Annotated in this window: 20 protein-coding genes; 12 read left to right on the plus strand and 8 right to left on the minus strand. The window is 55.7% G+C overall.

Annotated features, from left to right (window positions below; translation table 11 throughout):
* Positions 1-12 precede the first annotated feature (12 nt).
* Positions 13-153 (plus strand): hypothetical protein, encoded by a 141-nt coding sequence (locus Q4A85_RS11480; protein WP_303110489.1) that lies wholly within the window; start codon positions 13-15, stop codon positions 151-153.
* A gap of 181 nt (positions 154-334) precedes the next feature.
* Positions 335-2,284: a DNA mismatch repair endonuclease MutL gene (gene mutL / locus Q4A85_RS11485; protein WP_303110491.1), complete on the plus strand. Its 1,950-nt coding sequence runs from the start codon at positions 335-337 to the stop codon at positions 2,282-2,284.
* Positions 2,285-2,372: 88 nt separating this feature from the next.
* Here mutL and ilvE read toward each other — a convergent pair whose 3' ends face one another.
* Both ilvE and hisD read right to left on the minus strand, forming a co-directional pair.
* Positions 2,373-3,419: a branched-chain-amino-acid transaminase gene (gene ilvE / locus Q4A85_RS11490; protein ID WP_303110518.1), complete on the minus strand. Its 1,047-nt coding sequence runs from the start codon at positions 3,417-3,419 to the stop codon at positions 2,373-2,375.
* Positions 3,420-3,791: 372 nt separating this feature from the next.
* Complete coding sequence (hisD, locus tag Q4A85_RS11495) at positions 3,792-5,084, minus strand: histidinol dehydrogenase (protein WP_303110493.1); 1,293 nt, start codon at positions 5,082-5,084, stop codon at positions 3,792-3,794.
* A gap of 289 nt (positions 5,085-5,373) precedes the next feature.
* Between hisD and Q4A85_RS11500 the strand changes: the two genes are divergently transcribed.
* Positions 5,374-6,471 (plus strand): 5-methyltetrahydropteroyltriglutamate--homocysteine S-methyltransferase, encoded by a 1,098-nt coding sequence (locus Q4A85_RS11500; RefSeq protein WP_303110495.1) that lies wholly within the window; start codon positions 5,374-5,376, stop codon positions 6,469-6,471.
* A gap of 101 nt (positions 6,472-6,572) precedes the next feature.
* Here Q4A85_RS11500 and thiL read toward each other — a convergent pair whose 3' ends face one another.
* Entirely contained in the window at positions 6,573-7,556 is a 984-nt protein-coding gene (gene thiL / locus Q4A85_RS11505; RefSeq protein WP_303110496.1) for a thiamine-phosphate kinase, read from the minus strand.
* A gap of 92 nt (positions 7,557-7,648) precedes the next feature.
* Between thiL and Q4A85_RS11510 the strand changes: the two genes are divergently transcribed.
* Positions 7,649-7,918 (plus strand): hypothetical protein, encoded by a 270-nt coding sequence (locus Q4A85_RS11510; protein ID WP_303110498.1) that lies wholly within the window; start codon positions 7,649-7,651, stop codon positions 7,916-7,918.
* On the opposite strand, the gene Q4A85_RS11515 is transcribed toward Q4A85_RS11510, so the two are convergent.
* Positions 7,891-8,361: a transcriptional regulator gene (locus Q4A85_RS11515; RefSeq protein WP_303110499.1), complete on the minus strand. Its 471-nt coding sequence runs from the start codon at positions 8,359-8,361 to the stop codon at positions 7,891-7,893. The genes Q4A85_RS11510 and Q4A85_RS11515 overlap by 28 nt on opposite strands.
* Positions 8,362-8,809: 448 nt before the next feature.
* Entirely contained in the window at positions 8,810-9,436 is a 627-nt protein-coding gene (locus Q4A85_RS11520; RefSeq protein WP_303110501.1) for a glutathione S-transferase family protein, read from the minus strand.
* A gap of 50 nt (positions 9,437-9,486) precedes the next feature.
* Here Q4A85_RS11520 and Q4A85_RS11525 point away from each other — a divergent pair, with 50 nt between their 5' ends.
* The 3 genes from Q4A85_RS11525 (at position 9,487) to Q4A85_RS11535 (ending at position 11,079) form a co-directional block, all read left to right on the plus strand.
* Complete coding sequence (locus tag Q4A85_RS11525) at positions 9,487-9,618, plus strand: hypothetical protein (RefSeq protein ID WP_303110502.1); 132 nt, start codon at positions 9,487-9,489, stop codon at positions 9,616-9,618.
* 182 nt (positions 9,619-9,800) lie between these two features.
* Entirely contained in the window at positions 9,801-10,289 is a 489-nt protein-coding gene (locus tag Q4A85_RS11530; RefSeq protein ID WP_303110504.1) for a toxin-antitoxin system YwqK family antitoxin, read from the plus strand.
* 40 nt (positions 10,290-10,329) lie between these two features.
* Positions 10,330-11,079, plus strand: a complete 750-nt coding sequence (locus tag Q4A85_RS11535) for a DUF4336 domain-containing protein (RefSeq protein ID WP_303110506.1) — start codon at positions 10,330-10,332, stop codon at positions 11,077-11,079.
* A 152-nt stretch (positions 11,080-11,231) separates the two neighbouring features.
* Here Q4A85_RS11535 and waaC read toward each other — a convergent pair whose 3' ends face one another.
* From waaC to Q4A85_RS11550, 3 genes are all read right to left on the minus strand, one after another.
* On the minus strand, positions 11,232-12,209 hold the full coding sequence (gene waaC / locus Q4A85_RS11540; RefSeq protein ID WP_303110507.1) for a lipopolysaccharide heptosyltransferase I: 978 nt from the start codon (positions 12,207-12,209) through the stop codon (positions 11,232-11,234).
* A 68-nt stretch (positions 12,210-12,277) separates the two neighbouring features.
* Positions 12,278-13,153 carry a prolipoprotein diacylglyceryl transferase gene (lgt, locus tag Q4A85_RS11545; RefSeq protein ID WP_303110509.1) on the minus strand — a complete coding sequence of 292 codons (876 nt, stop codon included), beginning with the start codon at positions 13,151-13,153 and terminating at the stop codon, positions 12,278-12,280.
* A gap of 348 nt (positions 13,154-13,501) precedes the next feature.
* Complete coding sequence (locus Q4A85_RS11550; protein ID WP_303110511.1) at positions 13,502-14,656, minus strand: PLP-dependent aspartate aminotransferase family protein; 1,155 nt, start codon at positions 14,654-14,656, stop codon at positions 13,502-13,504.
* 290 nt (positions 14,657-14,946) lie between these two features.
* Here Q4A85_RS11550 and folE2 point away from each other — a divergent pair, with 290 nt between their 5' ends.
* The 5 genes from folE2 (at position 14,947) to Q4A85_RS11575 (ending at position 17,414) form a co-directional block, all read left to right on the plus strand.
* Positions 14,947-15,720, plus strand: a complete 774-nt coding sequence (gene folE2 / locus Q4A85_RS11555; RefSeq protein WP_303110521.1) for a GTP cyclohydrolase FolE2 — start codon at positions 14,947-14,949, stop codon at positions 15,718-15,720.
* Positions 15,721-16,058: 338 nt separating this feature from the next.
* A complete protein-coding gene (locus Q4A85_RS11560) occupies positions 16,059-16,238 on the plus strand; it encodes a hypothetical protein (RefSeq protein WP_303110512.1) in 180 nt (59 codons plus the stop codon).
* Positions 16,235-16,570 (plus strand): hypothetical protein, encoded by a 336-nt coding sequence (locus Q4A85_RS11565; protein WP_303110513.1) that lies wholly within the window; start codon positions 16,235-16,237, stop codon positions 16,568-16,570. Before Q4A85_RS11560 ends, Q4A85_RS11565 begins: the two co-directional genes overlap by 4 nt.
* Positions 16,571-16,579: 9 nt before the next feature.
* Positions 16,580-16,915 (plus strand): zinc ribbon domain-containing protein YjdM, encoded by a 336-nt coding sequence (locus Q4A85_RS11570; protein WP_303110515.1) that lies wholly within the window; start codon positions 16,580-16,582, stop codon positions 16,913-16,915.
* Between the two features lie 103 nt (positions 16,916-17,018).
* Entirely contained in the window at positions 17,019-17,414 is a 396-nt protein-coding gene (locus tag Q4A85_RS11575) for a hypothetical protein (RefSeq protein ID WP_303110517.1), read from the plus strand.
* The last annotated feature ends 18 nt before the right edge of the window (positions 17,415-17,432 follow it).

Here is a 17,432-nt window from a genome sequence, read left to right on the forward strand (position 1 = left end):
TAGCCGCACTTCGTGCGCCGTCGGACAAGCGCACGCTTTTTCCCGAAAAAAGGATGCTCCGTTCGGCTGGACGTAGGGGAGTGGGCAGCAGCATTAAACATTTTTGGAGAGTTAGGCAGCCTGAAAACCCATCCAGCCGACCAAAAATATTGAGCAAAACATCAAGCGTTTTGTTTTCAGGCTGCCTTGTAAACAGTCATCAAGCAGCCTGAAAACCTAAAATAGAGCAGCGACGGCTCGTCGCCAAATAGCGTATTCAATAGACCCTAGCCCCGCCATGTTTCAGGCTGCCTTTGCTATAATCCGCCCACTTCTGTCAGCCCCCATTCACACCATGTCCATCATTCAATTTCTCCCCAGCCATCTTATCAACCAAATTGCCGCAGGCGAAGTGGTGGAACGCCCCGCCAACGCGCTCAAAGAAATCGTGGAAAACAGCCTAGACGCGGGCGCAACGCAAATCAGCGTGGACATCGCGGGCGGCGGCATCAAACTTTTGCGCGTGTGCGACAACGGTTGCGGCATGGAAGCGGACGATTTGCCGCTCGCGCTGTCGCGCCATGCCACCAGCAAAATCAAAAACTTAGCCGATTTGGAACACGTTAAAAGCATGGGGTTTCGCGGCGAAGGGCTGGCGAGCATCGCATCCGTGTCGCGGCTCACGCTCACCAGCCGCACCGCGCACAATGCCCACGCGCACCAAATCCGCGCGGTGGATGGCGCAGTGGGCGAGATTGCCGCCGCCGCGCACCCAGTCGGCACCACGATTGAAATCGCCGAGCTGTTTTTCAACACGCCCGCGCGGCGCAAGTTTTTGAAATCGGAAAACACCGAATACGCGCATTGCGCCACCATGTTGGAGCGGCTGGCTCTGGCGAACCCCGCCGTGGCGTTCTCGTTAAAAAACAACGGCAAAGCGGTGTTTGATTACCCCGCGCAGCCCTTGCCCGAGCGCGTGGCGGCGATTGTGGGCGCGGCGTTTCAGGTTGCATCCTTGCCGATTGATTGCCACGCGGGCGAGATGGCGTTGCGCGGTTTTATCTCCAAGCCCACCTTTGCGCAGGGCAAAAGCGACAAGCAATTTTTCTTTGTAAACAACCGCTTTGTGCGTGATAAGGTGATGCTGCACGCGGTGAAGCAGGCGTATCGCGATGTGTTGCACCATCAAATCACGCCCGCGTTTGCGCTGTTTTTGGATTTGCCGCCCGAGCAGGTGGATGTGAACGTGCATCCCACAAAAACCGAAATCCGTTTCCGTGACAGCCAAGCGGTGCATCAGATGATTTTTCACGCGCTAAACAAGGCGTTAGCCGAAACCCGTGCCGATGTGACCGAAAGCGTGAGCAATGCGGGCGCGATTTTGCAGCAGCGTTTTGCCACCGATGCACCGCGCCTTAATGCTGCGCCCGATGCTGCCGCCGATGCCGCCTTGTTTTCAGGCAGCCTGAAAACGGAAACGCCCGCTGCCCACGCCGTTGCAAATGGTTCAAATGGTTCAAGTGGTTCAGGCAGCCCCAAATCCGCGCCGATGACGTATCAAGCCGCCGCGCGCGCGCCGCAACAACGCCCGTTATCGCTCAACGAAAACCGCGCCGCTTTGCGCGCCTATGCCGAGCTTTACCGCGATGATGACGATTTACCCGCGTTTGCACCGCCCGTGCAAGCCGATGGACAGCCCGATAGGCAGCCTGAAAACGCCTATCCGCTGGGTTTTGCTATCGCGCAGCTTTTGGGAATTTATGTGCTGGCGCAGGCGGCGGACAGCTTGATTTTGGTGGATATGCACGCCGCCGCCGAGCGCGTGAACTACGAAAAAATGAAAGCCCAGCGCGGCGCATCAGGCAGCCTGAAAACGCAAATGCTGCTGATTCCCGTCGCCTTTGAAGCCACGCACAACGAGCTTGCCGCGCTCGCCGACTACGCCGCCGAGCTGGCGCAATACGGCTTGGATTTGGCGAATTTGGGCAACGGGCAGATTGCCGTGCGCGCCGTGCCGCAGATGCTGGGCAAGGCGGACGTTGCCGCGCTGGCACGCGATGTGTTGCGCGAACTGGCAGCGGTGGGCAGCAGCCAAACCATTGAAGCCAAAGAAAATCAGATTTTGGGCACGATGGCGTGCCACGGCTCCATCCGCGCGGGGCGACAGCTCACGCTGCCCGAAATGAACGCCCTGCTGCGCGATATGGAAGCCACCCCGCGCAGCAACCAATGCAACCACGGGCGACCCACTTGGGTGAAGCTGGGGCTGGCAGATTTGGACGCGCTGTTTTTGCGCGGACAGTAGTCGAAAATAAAAAGGCAGCCTGAAAATGGAAAATACATTTTCAGGCTGCCTTGATGACGTTGGCTAATCATAATCGTGTGGACAAGGTTTACACGCGCACCAACCAGTCGTATTTGTCTGCTGCCAAGCCAAATTGAATGTCGGTAACGGCTTTGCGGATGGCAGTGCCGCGCTCGGTGCTGGCAGCGGGGATTTCTTTGCCGTCAATCACAAAGCTGGTAACGGGCGAGATGACGGCGGCTGTGCCTGTTAGGATGCCTTCCGCGCCTTGTTCTACGGCGGCTTTAAGCTCGGCGACGGTGAAGTTGCGCTCGCTGATGGTGTAGCCCAAATCGGTGGCAACGGTTAAAACCGAATCGCGCGTTACGCCGTGCAAGAATTCGCTGGTGAGCGGTTTGGTGATAATTTCGTTGCCGTGAATCAGCGCGAAGTTGGCGGCGGCGGTTTCTTGCACGTCGCCATTGGGGCAGAACAGCACTTGGTTGGCGCCGTGTTCTTCTTTGGCTTTGAGCACCCACGCCAGCGCGGAGGCGTAGTTGCCGCCGCATTTGATGCGCCCCATGTGAGGCGCGCAGCGGGCGTGTTCGGTTTCCACCAACAGCTTCATGGGCGAGCCAACTTTAAAATAATCGCCCACGGGGGAGGCGAGAATATAGAGCAGCGCGTTGGCTGATGGCGTGGCGGCCTTGCCGATAACGGGGTCGGTGCCGATAAGCGTGGGGCGCAGATAGAGCGAGGCGGGCGCATCGGGAATGATGTCGCTGGCGCGGCGCACCAGTTCAACCAAGGCAGCCTGAAAAGGCTCGGTTTCGGGCACGGGCAAATGCAGCAGGCGCGCGCTTTGGCGCATGCGGGCGATGTTCATATTGGGGCGGAATAGGTGGATGCTGTCATCGGCGTGGCGGAAGGCTTTGAGCCCTTCAAAGCATTCGCTGCCGTAGTGCAGGCTGTGCGCCCCTGGGGCAAGGGTAAATTCGCTGCTGGATTGCCAGCGGGTAGGCTGCCATGCGCCGTTTTCAAAGGCGATAACGGGCATTTCGGGGTGGAATACGCTGCCGAATACGGCGGGGACTTCGCGTGTCATGGTGTTCCTTTCGTGGGTGGGTGAACAATGTTTGTTAAAAAGCGTGAAGATACTCTTTAGGTGGGGTGTTGGCAAGTTTCAGGCTGCTTTTGTTGATTTGTTACAGGCAGCATGAAAATGGGGGTGGCAATAAAGGCAGCCTGAAACTCAATCCCACCAGCAAAAAACCGTTTTCCACCACAGCAAACGGTTTTGTTTTCAGGCTGCCTTTAAACGTTAGGTGGTGTTCTAAAAAGTATGCTGCACTGCCGTCTCCGCTCCTGCTGGCGGGTTAGGGTGGGGCGGCTGTTTAATCCACCTACCACCCCCATCCTAGCCTTCCCCCGCCAGCGGGAGAAGGAACAGATTGCAGAAGTTTTAACCCATACTGCTTGCCATCAACCATAATCAAGCCAGCATACTTTTCAGGCTGCCTAACCCCGCTCAATCCTTCAAGCGAAACTCTGCCGCCCGCGCGTGGGCGGTTAAACTTTCGCCGTGCGCCAATACGCTGGCGATTTTGCCGAGCGTTTGCGCGCCTTGTTCGGATACTTGAATCAGGCTGCTGCGTTTTTGGAAATCGTATGTGCCCAAGGGCGATGAAAACCGCGCGGTGCGGCTGGTGGGCAACACATGATTGGGGCCGGCGCAGTAGTCGCCCAAACTTTCGCTGGTGTAGCGTCCCATGAAAATCGCGCCTGCGTGGCGGATTTTTTGCGCCCATGCGGCGGCGTTTTCTACCGATAATTCCAGATGCTCGGGCGCGATGTAGTTGGCGATGGCGCAGGCTTCGTCTAAATCTTTTGCCAAAATCATTGCGCCGCGATTGCCTAGGCTGGCTTCAATAATCGCGCGGCGCGGCATGGTGGGCATCAGGCGCGTCATGGCAGCCTGAATTTCGTTGAGATAATCTTGCGATGTGGCGATTAAAATGGCTTGGGCGATTTCGTCGTGTTCGGCTTGGCTAAACAAATCCATCGCCACCCAATCGGCGGGCGTGCTGCCATCGGCAATCACCAAAATCTCGCTCGGGCCTGCCACCATATCAATCCCCACCACGCCAAACACGCGACGTTTGGCGGCGGCAACAAAGGCGTTGCCCGGCCCTGTGATTTTGTCCACTTGCGGCACGGTTTGCGTGCCATACGCCAGCGCGGCAACGGCTTGCGCCCCGCCGATGGTGAACACTTTGGTTACACCTGCGATATACGCCGCCGCCAGCACGATGTCGTTGCGCTCGCCCTGCGGCGTGGGCACAACCATGATGATTTCGGGCACGCCTGCCACATGCGCGGGCATGGCGTTCATAATCACGCTGCTGGGATACGCCGCCTTGCCCCCTGGAACATAAATCCCCACACGGTCTAGCGGCGTGATTTGCTGCCCCAGCAGCGTGCCATCGGCATCGGTGTAGCTCCACGATGCTTGTTTTTGGTGTTGATGATAGCTTTCTACGCGCTCGGCAGCGGTTTTCAGCGCGGCTTGCACGTTTTCAGGCAGCCTGAAAAACGCGACTTTTAAATCGTCTTGCGACAGGGTTAAATCTGCCATTGTTTGCGCTTGCGTGCCGTCAAAACGGTTGGTGTATTCCAGCACCGCCGCGTCGCCGCGCTGTTGCACATCGGCGCAAATATCGGCAACGATTTGGTCTATTTTCGGGTCTTGCGCGGTTTCAAAGGCAAGCAGAGCTTGCAGCTCTTGCTGGAAAGTGGGCGATTGGGTGGAAAGGTGTTTCATGGTGTGTTCCTTTGTGAACAAGAGAAAGGGGGATTGGGGCAGCCCGCGTAGCGCAGCAGAGTGGTGAAACTAAAAGCCCAGCGGCGTGGCGAAGCGAAAAGGATAGCGGATTGTACCAGCGCGGATGGCATCAGGCAGCCTGAAAACGAGCGAAGCGAGTTTCAGCGAAGCTAAAACGCATTTTCAGGCTGCCTTAACACCCACCACACCCCGCATTACCATTTGCGAACAGTCTTAACTTGTTTTAACATTCTGCTCCCTATTCTCCAACCATAAAAAGGAACGCTTTATGAGCAAAACCCTGCCCCTACACGCCGACACCGTTGGCAGTTACCTGCGCACCGCCGCGCTCAAACAAGCCCGCGCCGACTTTGCCGCAGGCAAAATCAACCGCGACGCGCTCACCCAAATAGAAGACCAAGAAATCGCCAAACTGGTGCAAGACCAGCTAGACGCAGGCATCCAAGTCATCACCGATGGCGAATTTCGCCGCTCGTGGTGGCACATAGATTTCCTAGAAAACCTAAACGGCATAGAAGGCTTTATCCCCGAGCAAGCCTACGCCTTTAAAAACACCGAAGTTCGCAAATACAACACCCGCTGCTGCGGCAAAGTATCTTGGAACGAAAACCATCCCTTTATCCAGCATTATCAATCGCTGGCCAAAATTGTCGGCAACCGCGGCATCGTCAAATACACCATCCCCAGCCCCAACCAGCTGATGTATCCCTTTATCTGGGACACAGGCGTGTATGCAAGCAAACAAGCCTTTGCCCAAGACGTGCGTCAAGCCTATAAAGATGCCATCCGCGCGTTTTACCAAGCAGGCTGCCGCTATTTGCAAATCGATGATGTGTACTGGGGCACGCTGTGCAACAACTACGGCAAAGAAGATTTTGACTTTGAAGGCAGCAAACAAATCGCGCTGGAAAACATCCAAGCCATCTTGGCAGACAAACCCGCCGACATGACCATTACCACCCACGTTTGCCGTGGCAACTACAAATCATCCTATCTGCTCAGCGGCGCATACGACCCCGTTGCCCCCGAGCTATTCGGGCAGACTGCCTACGACGGCTATTTTTTGGAATACGACACCGACCGCGCAGGCGGCTTTGAACCGCTCAAATACTTCAACGACAACCCGCACAAAGGACGCATTGTGCTGGGCTTGATTACATCCAAATTCCCCGAATTGGAAGACAAAGCCGCTGTCAAAGCCCGCATCGCCGAAGCGGCAAAAATCGTGCCATTGCAACAGCTTGCCCTGTCGCCACAATGCGGCTTTGCGTCCACCGAAGAGGGCAACATCATGACTGAAGCGCAGCAATGGGCGAAAGTGAAGCTGGTGGAAGAAATCGCCGCCGAGGTGTGGGGCGAGGATTGATGTGGGTTTGAATGCTTTATGCTGTGTTGTATAAGAAACAGCCGTTTGCGATAAACGGCTGTTTTTTGGTTTTCAGGCTGCCTTTGCATACTGGCACGTCTTTACGCCGTGGCAAAGTGGTCAAACCCTTTGCGGGCAAGGTGGATTTCATCGCCGTGGGCGTTTAGGATTTTCAGGCTGCCTGAATGGGTGATTTTGCCGATGCGTTGCACGGGCGTTTGCGCGGCTTGGGCGGCGGCTTGGATGTTGTGGCGATGGCTGGGCGGGGCGGTAAACAGCAGTTCGTAGTCGTCGCCGCCCGTAAAGGTGAGCTCGTGGAGCGTGGCTTCGGGCAGGGCTTGGCGCAGCGCGGGCAGGGTGGGCACGGCGTGGGCAAACAGCTCTGCGCTGGCGTGGGATGCGGCAAGTATATGCCCGATGTCTTGGGCAAGCCCATCGGAGATGTCTTGGGCGGCTGTGGCAAAGGGCAAAATGGCTTGCCCAAGGGCAACGCGCGGGGTAGGGCGCAGGCGGGCGGCTTCGCAGCGGGTGAACAGCGTTTCAGGCAGCCTGATGTTGCCCCAAATATGGTGCAGCGCGGCGGCAGCCAGCCCAATTTGCCCCGACACCCAAATGTCGTCGCCTTGCTGCGCACCGCTGCGGCGCAAGGCTTTGCCTGCGGGCAACTCGCCCGTGATGGCAACGTTAAACGCCAGATTGCCTTGGGTGGTGTCGCCGCCGATAAGCGTGATGCCGTATTGGCGCAGGGTGGCAAATAGGCAATCTGAAAAGGCTTGCAGCCACGGCTCGTTAAGCTCGGGCAGGGCTGCGCTGAGCAGCACCCAGCGCGGTTGCCCGCCCATGGCGGCGATGTCGGAGATGTTGGTGGCGAGAATTTTGTGGGCGATGGCTTCGGGCGGGTCGTGCGGGAAGAAGTGGCGACCCGCCAGCAGCATATCGCTGCTGAAACATAGGTCAAAGCCCGCTCGGGGGCGGATGATGGCGGCATCGTCGCCAATGCCGAGCAGCAAGTCGGGGTCGTGCGGCTGGGGGATGGCGAGATGGCGGCGGATAAAGCTAAATTCGGTAAGCGGGGGGTTGGGCATTTTCAGGCTGCTTTGGTGTGGGGTGGGTTGGTTGGGGATATTTCAGGCTGCCTTTGGGGCGGACAGCTTGTGTTGGGGCTTGAATGCAAGCGATGCGATTATACGTTGCACTATGGGGCAAAGGCAGCCTGAAAATGGTGCAGGGCATTTCAGGCTGCCTTTGCGCTTGGATTATTTTTTGCCAGCGCAGGCGTTTCGCCGCCTACCACGAGCAGGGGCAAGCCCCTGCACCCCGCCGTAGTTCAACCGTTTGTAGCTCTATCTTGCCGAAACAGAAAGGCGGCCTGAAACGATACACCACGCGTTTTCAGGCTGCCTTTGCATTGGCATGGCGTTATTTCACGCGCCGCACGGGGGTGTAAAAACCATCGGGCGCGGCTTCCAGTTTCAATGCTTCGTTTGGCGTGATTTGGATAAATGCCGTATAGCCATCCGCACAGCTTAACGATAAACCAATTTGCAGGTATTTTTTGCTGGGGCTGATTTTTTTCAAAATATTGCGCAAGGGGCGGGCGTAGGCTTCGTTTTCTGCATCGTCTTCCATGCTCTCGCGAATGTCTTGCGCGAGTGCTTTGCCGCTTATCCAGTCGGCTTGGTGCAAATAACCGTTTTTCTTGTTGCGGCAGTTGGGCGCGACGTGGGCAAATTTTTCAAAGCCGTGTTTGCCGATAACGAAGCGTTCTGCGCCATCGGGGGAAATGGCTTCCCATGTGCCGTAGCTTTGGCGGTAGGGATTGCCTTCGGCGTGGACGGCGGTGGCGAGTATTAGAGAAACGGCGAGAATGGCGGTTTTCAACGATTTCATATGGTTTCCTTTTTTGCGTTGGATTGGGTTTCAGGCTACCTTACTGTGGTAAGCAATCTGTGCGGTGATTTGTATGAAAACATTGCCAATTATACGATTGCCCCGCGTGCAAAGGCAGCCTGAAAAGATATGTGGCGCGTGAACGCGGGCACAAATGATGGGTAGCCTGAAAAGCTAATCCGCGCTCCCTACGGCTTGCTGGCAAGCCGTGCGCTGGCGAAAGATTTTGGTTGAATGGGGGATGGGGCGATGCGTTGTGGTTTGATGGCTTATTTGATTTTTCAGGCTGCCGTTGTTTGCACAATTAGGCAGCCTGAAAATATGTTGAGTGAGCCATAACGGCGATGGTGGGCAATGAGTTGCCCATCCTGCGAACTGTGCAATTAGGCAGCCTGAAAAGCCAAATTTCGCTTTTCAGGCTGCCTATTTTCTATCCTATCTTACCGCCTTATCCCTGCTTCGCCATTTCCTTTTCCACCCAAGCCATCGTTTCGCCAAAGGCGGTTCGGGCGGTGTGGCGGGCGATGTAGGCATCAAACACGTCGCAGGCGATGCCTGCCACGGGCTTCATGCGGGTAAACTGCGTCAGCAGCATGGTGTAGTAGATGTCCAGCGCGGAAAATTGGTTGCCAACGATAAATTCATGCTGCGCCAGATGTTCGCGCAATGCGCCGAAGGCGGTGTCCAAATCGCCGTAGCCGATGCTTGTGCGCCGTTGTTCATCGCTGGGGACTTGGAAGAGACGGTCAAACGCGGCGTATTCCAAATTGATGGCAAAGCAGAGCCAGCGGTAGTATTCGCCCCGCGCTAGGCTATCGGCGGCGGGAATCAGCTTGCGTTCGGGAAACTGCTCGGCAAGAAAGGTAACGATGGCGGCGGCTTCGGTGATGACGGTGTCGTCTGCTTTGAGCGCGGGCACTTTGCCCATCGGGTTGATGGCAAGATAGTCGGCGGATTTGATGGTGTCGCCGAAGGAAAGCAGCACGGTGTCAAACGCCGCGCCGCATTCTTTGAGCATCCAGACCACGCTGATGCCGCGCGATTTGGGGACGGTGTAAAGGGTAAGGTTTTTCATGGTGTTGCCTTTCTTGGGTTGGGGGAAAAACGTGATGATACACGGAGCGGGTGTCAGAATGTGTCAGCAGCGTGCGGGCGATGGCTTATCTGTTTCGTGTTTCAGGCTGCCTTTGCATCCAGCGGCGTTTCGCCGTGCTCATCGGCGGTTTCAAATTGGGCATCGCGCAGCAGGGTGGTTAAATTGAGCTGGGCAAAACGGTTGCGCGGGAAGTAGTGGGGCAGGGTGCGGTTTTTGAACCATTGGTTGACATTGTTTTAGCATGATGGGGATTCCTTTGCGGGGTGGATAGGCAGCCTGAAAACGAACGAAGCGCGGTTCAGTAAAATATTTTCAGGCTGCCTTATAATGCCGTTTTGTTTTTTTGAAACAAGCCATGTACGCCATTCAGCAAGCCTTTTCTATCATCACCGCGCTATGCCTGCTTTCAGGCTGCCAAGCCGTGCAGCAAAGCGCGGTTAATCTATTCGAAGCATTGGGCGGCGAGCCGTTTGACGGCGTGCATCTTGCCAACCGCCACTCCAAGCTGCCGCACCCCGCTGCGCCCAGCACATTCGCCCCCGCAGGCACACCCGATGGCGCGTATGCCACCACCCACTCGCAAACAGGCTTAACGCTAAAAAGCCGCGTGCAGGCAGGACGGTTTGTGGACGCGGTGGATGTGTACTACCCCAACGGCAGATTGCAATCGCATACGCCCATTGCCAACGGGCAAGTGCACGGCTGGTCGCAAGGCTACGCGCCTGATGGCGCATTGCGCAGCCGTATTTATTACGAGCGCGGGCAAGCAACGCGCTGGGAGCAATACGATGCCCACGGCAACAAAACAGCGCACGGCGATTTTGCGCCATAAACCCAAGGCAGCCTGAAACCCCATTCACAAGGAGCCCCCCATGCCCGCCACCTATCTTTACCACCCGCTGCATCTGCTCAAACCCATCGGCAAAAACATCTGGATTGCCGACGGCGGTGAAATCCGCATGGCTTTCCCGCTCGGCATCAAAATCCCGTTCAGCACGCGCATGACCATCGTGCGGCTATCAGACGGCGGCTTGTGGTGTCATTCACCCATCGCCCCCACGCCTAAGCTGTTGGCGCAAACCAACGCGCTGGGCGAAGTGCGCCATCTGGTGTCGCCCAACAAAATCCACTACGCCCACATCGCCGCGTGGCAGGCGCATTACCCGCAGGCAAGCGCATGGGCAAGCGCGGGCGTGCGTGAACGAGCCGCCAAGCAGGGCATCGCCGTGTCGTTTACCGCCGATTTGGGCGACGATGCGCCGAGTGCATGGGCGCACGATTTGGCGCAAATGCCGTTTGCCGGCAGCCGCGTGATGACCGAAACCGTGTTTTTCCACCACGCCAGCCGCACGCTGATACTCACCGATTTGATTGAAAACTTTGAAACCGACCAATTCCACAGCCGCTTTTGGGCGCGGATAATGAAGCTCGCAGGCATCGCCGACCCCGACGGCAAAGCCCCCGCCGACTGGCGCGCCACCTTTAAAGACAAAGCTGCCGCCCGCGCGTGCTTGGCGCAAATGCTGGCATGGCAGCCTGAAAAAGTCATTCTCGCCCACGGGCGGTGCTACGAAAGCAACGTGGTGGCAGAATTGAAACGCGCATTTCGCTGGCTGGATTAGCGCGGCAAAGGCAGCTTGAAACCTTTGCAAAGTAGGTCGGGCATTCATGCCCGACAATCTATTGACAATCTATTGTTTTATTTTGCATTTTTTGGCGTGCTGTGTCGGGCATCAATGCCCGACCTACTCGCAATGGTTTTCAGGCTGCTTTTTCATTCCGCCAAATCTTTATTCTGCAAACAGCGTTGCACGGCGCTGAACACTTCGCTCACGCTGGGCGGTTGCCCGATGTTGCCAAGGTTGGTTGCCCACGGGCTTTCTTGCACGCCTGTTTTGGCGGGGTTGCTGTCGGTGTAGATGCCGATGGTGGGGCGGTTGGTGGCGTTGGCAAGGTGCAGCAGCCCTGTGTCCACGCCGATGATGGCGCGGGCGCGGGCGAGCAGGTGGGCGGCTTGCAGCAGAGTGAGCGGGGGGCAGGCTTGGGCGAAAGGGAGCTGGGCGGCGATGGCTTGGGCGCGGGCGTGTTCGGTGTCGTTGCCCCACGGCAGCAGCACAGGCAGGTGGTCAGTGGCGTGCAGTTGGGTGAGCAGGGCGTGCCAGTTTTCGCTTGCCCAGAGTTTGCTGTCGCGGCTGGTGGCGTGTAGGGCGACGTGGTAGCGGTCAGGCAGTTTCAGGCTGCCTGCAACGCTGGCGGGGATTACGATGCCGAAGTCGGGCGCGCCTTGGGGAGCGTAGCCGAAGGTTTGGGCGAACAGTCGGCGGTTGCGTTCTACGGCGGATTGGTCTTTGGCGACGGGATAGCGGTGTTGGTAGAACAGGGCGGCTAGGGGTTCGCGTGCGCTGTGTTTGTCTAGCCCGTGCACGGGGGCGGTGGCGAAGTGGGAGAATAGGGCTGATTTAATCAGCCCTTGGCTGTCTAGCACGCGCTCGTAGTGGGTGGCTTTGAGCGTGCGTTGTAGGCTGCGGATTTGTTGGCAGGTGGCAGCCTGAAACAGGTGTTTGCGCCAGTGTCGCCAGCGCATTTCGTGCACGCGGTGGACAAAGGGGTGCAGGCGGGCGATGTCGGCAAAGGCGGCTTCGCACAGCCAGTCTAATTGCACATCGGGGCGGTGGCGGGCTAGGTCGGTGATGGCGGGCAGGGTGTGGATTAGGTCGCCCATGCTGGATAGGCGGACGAGTAGGGTGTTCATGGGGATTATTCCGTTAGATTTAGGCAGCCTGAAAGTGGGGTTTCAGGCTGCCTATTGTGAATATGCGCTTATGCTGCGCCTGTTTGATTGGGATGATTAGGCTGGCGTTTGCCAAAATACACAAAGCCAATAATGCCCAACACCAGCATCGGCAAGCTGAGCCATTGCCCCATAGACATCCCGCCCGTGAGCAAACCAAGCTGGGCATCGGGCTGGCGCGCGTATTCGGCGATAAAGCGGAACAAGCCGTAGCCGCCCAAAAACACCATTGCCACTTGCCCTTCGGGGCGTGTTTTCTTGGAAAACAGCCACACCATCACAAACAGCGCGATGCCTTCCAGCGCAAACTGGTAAAGCTGCGATGGATGGCGCGGCAGGCTGCCCCATTGCAGCAGCCATTCGGCGTATTGCGGGTTTTGCGCGGCAAGGGCGCGGTCGGCTTCGGCAGCTTGCGGAAAGCCCATCGCCCAAAAGTTGCTGGGGCTGGTTACGCGCCCCCAAAGCTCGCCGTTGATAAAGTTGCCGATGCGCCCCGAAGCCAAGCCAAGCGGCACCAGCGGCGCAACAAAATCCATCACTTGCCAAAAGCGCAAACCGCGCCGTTTGGCAAATAAAAACATGGCAGCCAGCACGCCCAAAAAGCCGCCGTGAAACGACATCCCGCCTTCCCACACTTTGAGCATATTGAGCGGATGGGCGATGTATTCGCCCAAGTTGTAAAACAAAATATAGCCGATGCGCCCGCCCAATATCACGCCCAGCACGCCGTAGGTAAGCAAGTCGTCTAGCATTTCGTTGGTGAACGCGGTGTTGCCTTGCTTGATGCGCCGCCGCCCGAGCCACATAAACAGCGCAAAGGCAACGATGTAGCTCAGGGCATACCAGCGGATAGCGAGCGGCCCAAGTTGCAGGGCGATGGGGTTGAATTGGGGGTGGATAAGCATGGGGTGTCCTTGTTGGCTTGGTTAAGCAATGATTTCAGGCTGCCTTTTGTTTTTATGATAAGGCAGCCTGAAAATGGGTTGATGGAGCGATTATCGCATAGTTTTGCGGTGGGATTGGGGGAGTGATTAGGCAGCCTGAAAACCAATTTCTGCTTTTCAGGCTGCCTATGCTCTGTTTTACCCCTGCTTAGAACCTGTATTCACTATTTTCAGGCATCTTTAATGCCCTAAAAACGCGGCTACCACGTTAAAAATGCTCGCAAGGTGTCCAACCTTGCTGTGCTTTTTGCCTTGTATCCGTGCTTTTATGCCATCAAATCTGCCTATGAAAATAGTGAATACAGGTTCTTACAATGTGGCATTCAACGCTTGGTCTAAATCGGCGTAAATATCGTCCACGTCTTCAATGCCGATGGATAGGCGCAGCAGCCCGATTCTGATGCCTAGCCCAATTTTGACTTCGTGCGCCATGCCACTGTGCGATTGCGAGTAGCAATGGTTTACCAAGCATTCCACGCCGCCTAGGCTGGATGCGAGCGTGAACAGTTTGCTGTGGGCGATAAATTGGTTCACGGCTTCTCGTGTGTCGTTTTTCAGGTAAATGGTTACCACGCCGCCGAAGCCGCGCATTTGGCGTTTGGCGAGTTCGTGGTGTTCGTGGCTGGGCAGCGCGGGGTAGAACACTTTTTCTACGGCGGGGTGGAGGCATAGTTTTTCGGCGATGATGTGGGCGTTTTCCAAGTGCTGTTTCATGCGCACGGCAAGCGTTTTGATGCCGCGCAACACCAGCCAGCAGTCCATCGGCCCTGCGATGCCGCCTGTTTCCACCATCATGGTGTGCAGCGGTTGGGCGAGTTTGCTGTCTTTGACAACGGCGATGCCCATCAACACGTCAGAATGCCCGCATAGGTATTTGGTGGCGGAGTGGAACACGATGTCGCAGCCTAAATCCAGCGGGGTTTGGCAATAGGGCGTGGCGAAGGTGTTGTCTATGCCAACGATTGCGCCGTGGGCTTTGGCTTTTTGCGCCAGCAGTTCAACGTCCACCAAGCGCAGCAGCGGGTTGGATGGGGTTTCTAGCCACAGCAGTTTGACTTGATGCTCGGCAAGGATGCGGTCTAGGTTTTCAGGCTGCGTTAAATCGGCAAAGATGACGTTCACACCCCATTTGGCGTACACGTTGGTGAGCAAGTCGTAGCTGCCGCCGTAGATGTCGGACACGGCTACGATGGTGTCGCCCTGTTGCAAGAAGGTGCGGAATATGCAGTCTATCGCTGCCATGCCGCTGCCAAAGGCAAAGCCGTGCGTGCCGTGTTCCAGCGCGGCAACGGTGTCTTCCAAAATTTTGCGTGTGGGGTTGGCTAGGCGCGAATAGCGAAAGGGGATGTTTTCGCCCAATTCGTGCATGGCGAACATGCTGTTTTGGTACAACGGCGGCATCAGGGCGCGGTTGTGTTCATCGGGATTGTAGGCGGAATGGATGGTTTGGGTGGCGAATTTCATGGCGACTCCTTTGTGGATGGATGATGGTTTCAGGCTGCCTTAAAACGGGTTTGTAGTGTTTTTCAGGCTGCCGAAAAAGGGAAAATCAAAGGTGGCGATTGTATTTCAAAACAAGACATAGTGATATACTTGCGCCGCTTTTAGGCAGCCTGCGTAGCGAAGCGGAGTTGCGAAGCTAAAATGATAGGCAAATGCACTTCAAATGAAATACCGTGCGCGAATTTACATTTTCAGGCTGCCGATTATTGTTACTCCATTATTCTCATTCCGACCCCATCAAGGATAACTCAATGACCCCCATGCCCGATGTGCAAAGCACGCCCGATGTGCGCAACATCCCCATCAACCAAGTTGGCATCAAAGACCTACGCTTCCCCATCCGCATCCACAGCCCATCAGGCGAACAAGCCACCGTTGCCCGCATCAGCATGACCGTCTCGCTACCCGCCGAGCAAAAAGGCACGCATATGTCGCGCTTTGTTGCCCTGATGGAAGAACACCGTGCCGCGTTCAATTTCGCCACGCTCGAAGCTCTGACCCGCAATATGCTGGCAAAGCTAGAAGCCAGCGCAGGCAAAATCAGCATCGCCTTTCCCTTTTTCCGCCCAAAAGCCGCCCCCGTTTCAGGCTGCCTATCGCTGCTGGATTACGATGTAACCCTAATCGGCGAAATGCGCGACCACGCCTTTTTAGGCAGCCTGAAAATCATCATCCCCGTAACCAGCCTATGCCCCTGCTCCAAAGAAATCTCCGACTACGGCGCGCACAACCAACGCTCCCACGTTACGCTCACGCTGCATTGCCGCGAAGAAATCGCCATAGAAGAAGCGATAGACTGGGTGGAAAGCCAAGCATCCTGCCAACTCTACGGCTTGCTCAAACGCCCCGATGAAAAATATGTAACCGAACACGCCTACGAAAACCCCAAATTTGTGGAAGACATGGTGCGCGACATAGCCACCGTGCTCAAACAAGACCCGCGCATCGCCGCGTTTACCGTGGAAAGCGAAAACTTTGAATCCATCCACAACCATTCGGCTTACGCGCTGGTGGCGTTTCCTTGATGTTGATTAAACCGTTTTCAGACTGCCTATGATGCTACGCGATGCTGCCAAGGCAGCCTGAAAAATTAAGAACCTGTATTCACTATTTCCATAGGTATCTTTTATGCCCTAAAAACGCGGCTACTGCGTTAAAAATGCTCGCAAGGTGTCCAACCTTGCTGTGCTTTTTGCCTTGTATCCACGCTTTTATGCCATAAAATCTACCTATGGAAATAGTGAATACAAGTTCTAAGAAATGCCGTCATTCCCGCGTAGGCGGGAATCTTGCCAAGCATTCATAAATGTATACAAAAACAATATATTGCATAAATTTAACCAAGATTCCCGCCTGCGCGGGAATGACGGAGAATTTACTATTTCTTGTAGCGTTTCAGATTTTGCCAAGGCAGCCTGAAACGCATCCACACACAACCCATTTTGCAACATCCCGCCCCATTTTCAGGCTGCCCATTTGCCAACCCGCGCCCGTCTCGTTATATTCTCCACTTTCCCAACACCCCGCAAAGGACGCACGATGAAACCCCAATTCAAATTGCTTGCCACCGCACTCTTGCTCGCCAGCAGCCTAGCCGCCCAAGCCGAAACTCAACGCATCGCGACCGACGACGAACAACACGCCATCCGCATGGCAAAACGCATTTCCCACGGCGGCAGAGTCGTTTCCACCGACAAAGACTGGTTCAACTGGGATGTCAATATTTTGAGCGGCTGCACCTATTACCGCATAGAAGTTTCCCATTCCACAGGACAAGTATCAGGCTTCAAAAAAGACAAATTGTGCGGCAACCCCGAAGCCCTGCGCGAACTGCGCGCCAAAGCCGCCGAATTTCAACGCACCACTAATTATTAAGGACTACGCATGACCTACCCCGCCTGCCCGCAATGCACTTCAAATTTAACCTACCACGATGGCAGCCAGTTCGTTTGCCCCGAATGCGCCCACGAATGGCAAGAAGGCGAAACCGCCGCCGATGCCGATGAAAGCGCCATCGTAAAAGATGCCCACGGCGCAGTATTGCAAGACGGCGACAGCGTGGTGCTGATTAAAGATTTGAAAGTGAAAGGCAGCAGCCAAGTCATCAAACAAGGCACCAAAGTCAAAAGCATTCGCTTGCAAGATGGTGACCACAACATTGGTTGCAAAATTGACGGCACGCCAATGAATTTGAAATCAGAATTTGTGAAAAAAGCGTGAATGGTTTTCAGGCTGCCTAGCAAGGGTTAGGCAGCCTGAAAATTTGTGGCGAGTGGTGTGTAGGGTGTGTGAGCTTGCTCACGCACCGTTTGGCAATGCTTAAATGGTGTGTGGCAAAGTCATACCCTACTCACGCGAAAACCTTTGCAACCCCCAACAGCAGCCTGAAACACAAGAAATGCCGTCATTCCCGCGCAGGCGCACTACTGTCCGGAATAAAAATCCCCCACCCAAACAAAAAGGTTGCAGCCCAACGTTTTCACGGATAAAACCCAAAGCGCCAACTCAAAAACATCAGGACTGCAACTTCAAACACAAGAAAAACAGCACCCGCCCCAACCATTACCACAACAAAACCCTACACCGTATTACCGTTAAACGCGAAGGCAAAGAACCATTGGTCTTAGTCAGCAACAACCTGACTGCTTCTGCCCAAGAGATTACCGAAACTAGGCATATAGGACAAAATGGAGGCTATTTTGGAGGACTTTTCTTCTAAGTAACAAAATGGAGGCTG

The organism is Kingella sp. (in: b-proteobacteria), assembly GCF_030527935.1.
Lineage (GTDB): Bacteria > Pseudomonadota > Gammaproteobacteria > Burkholderiales > Neisseriaceae > Kingella_B.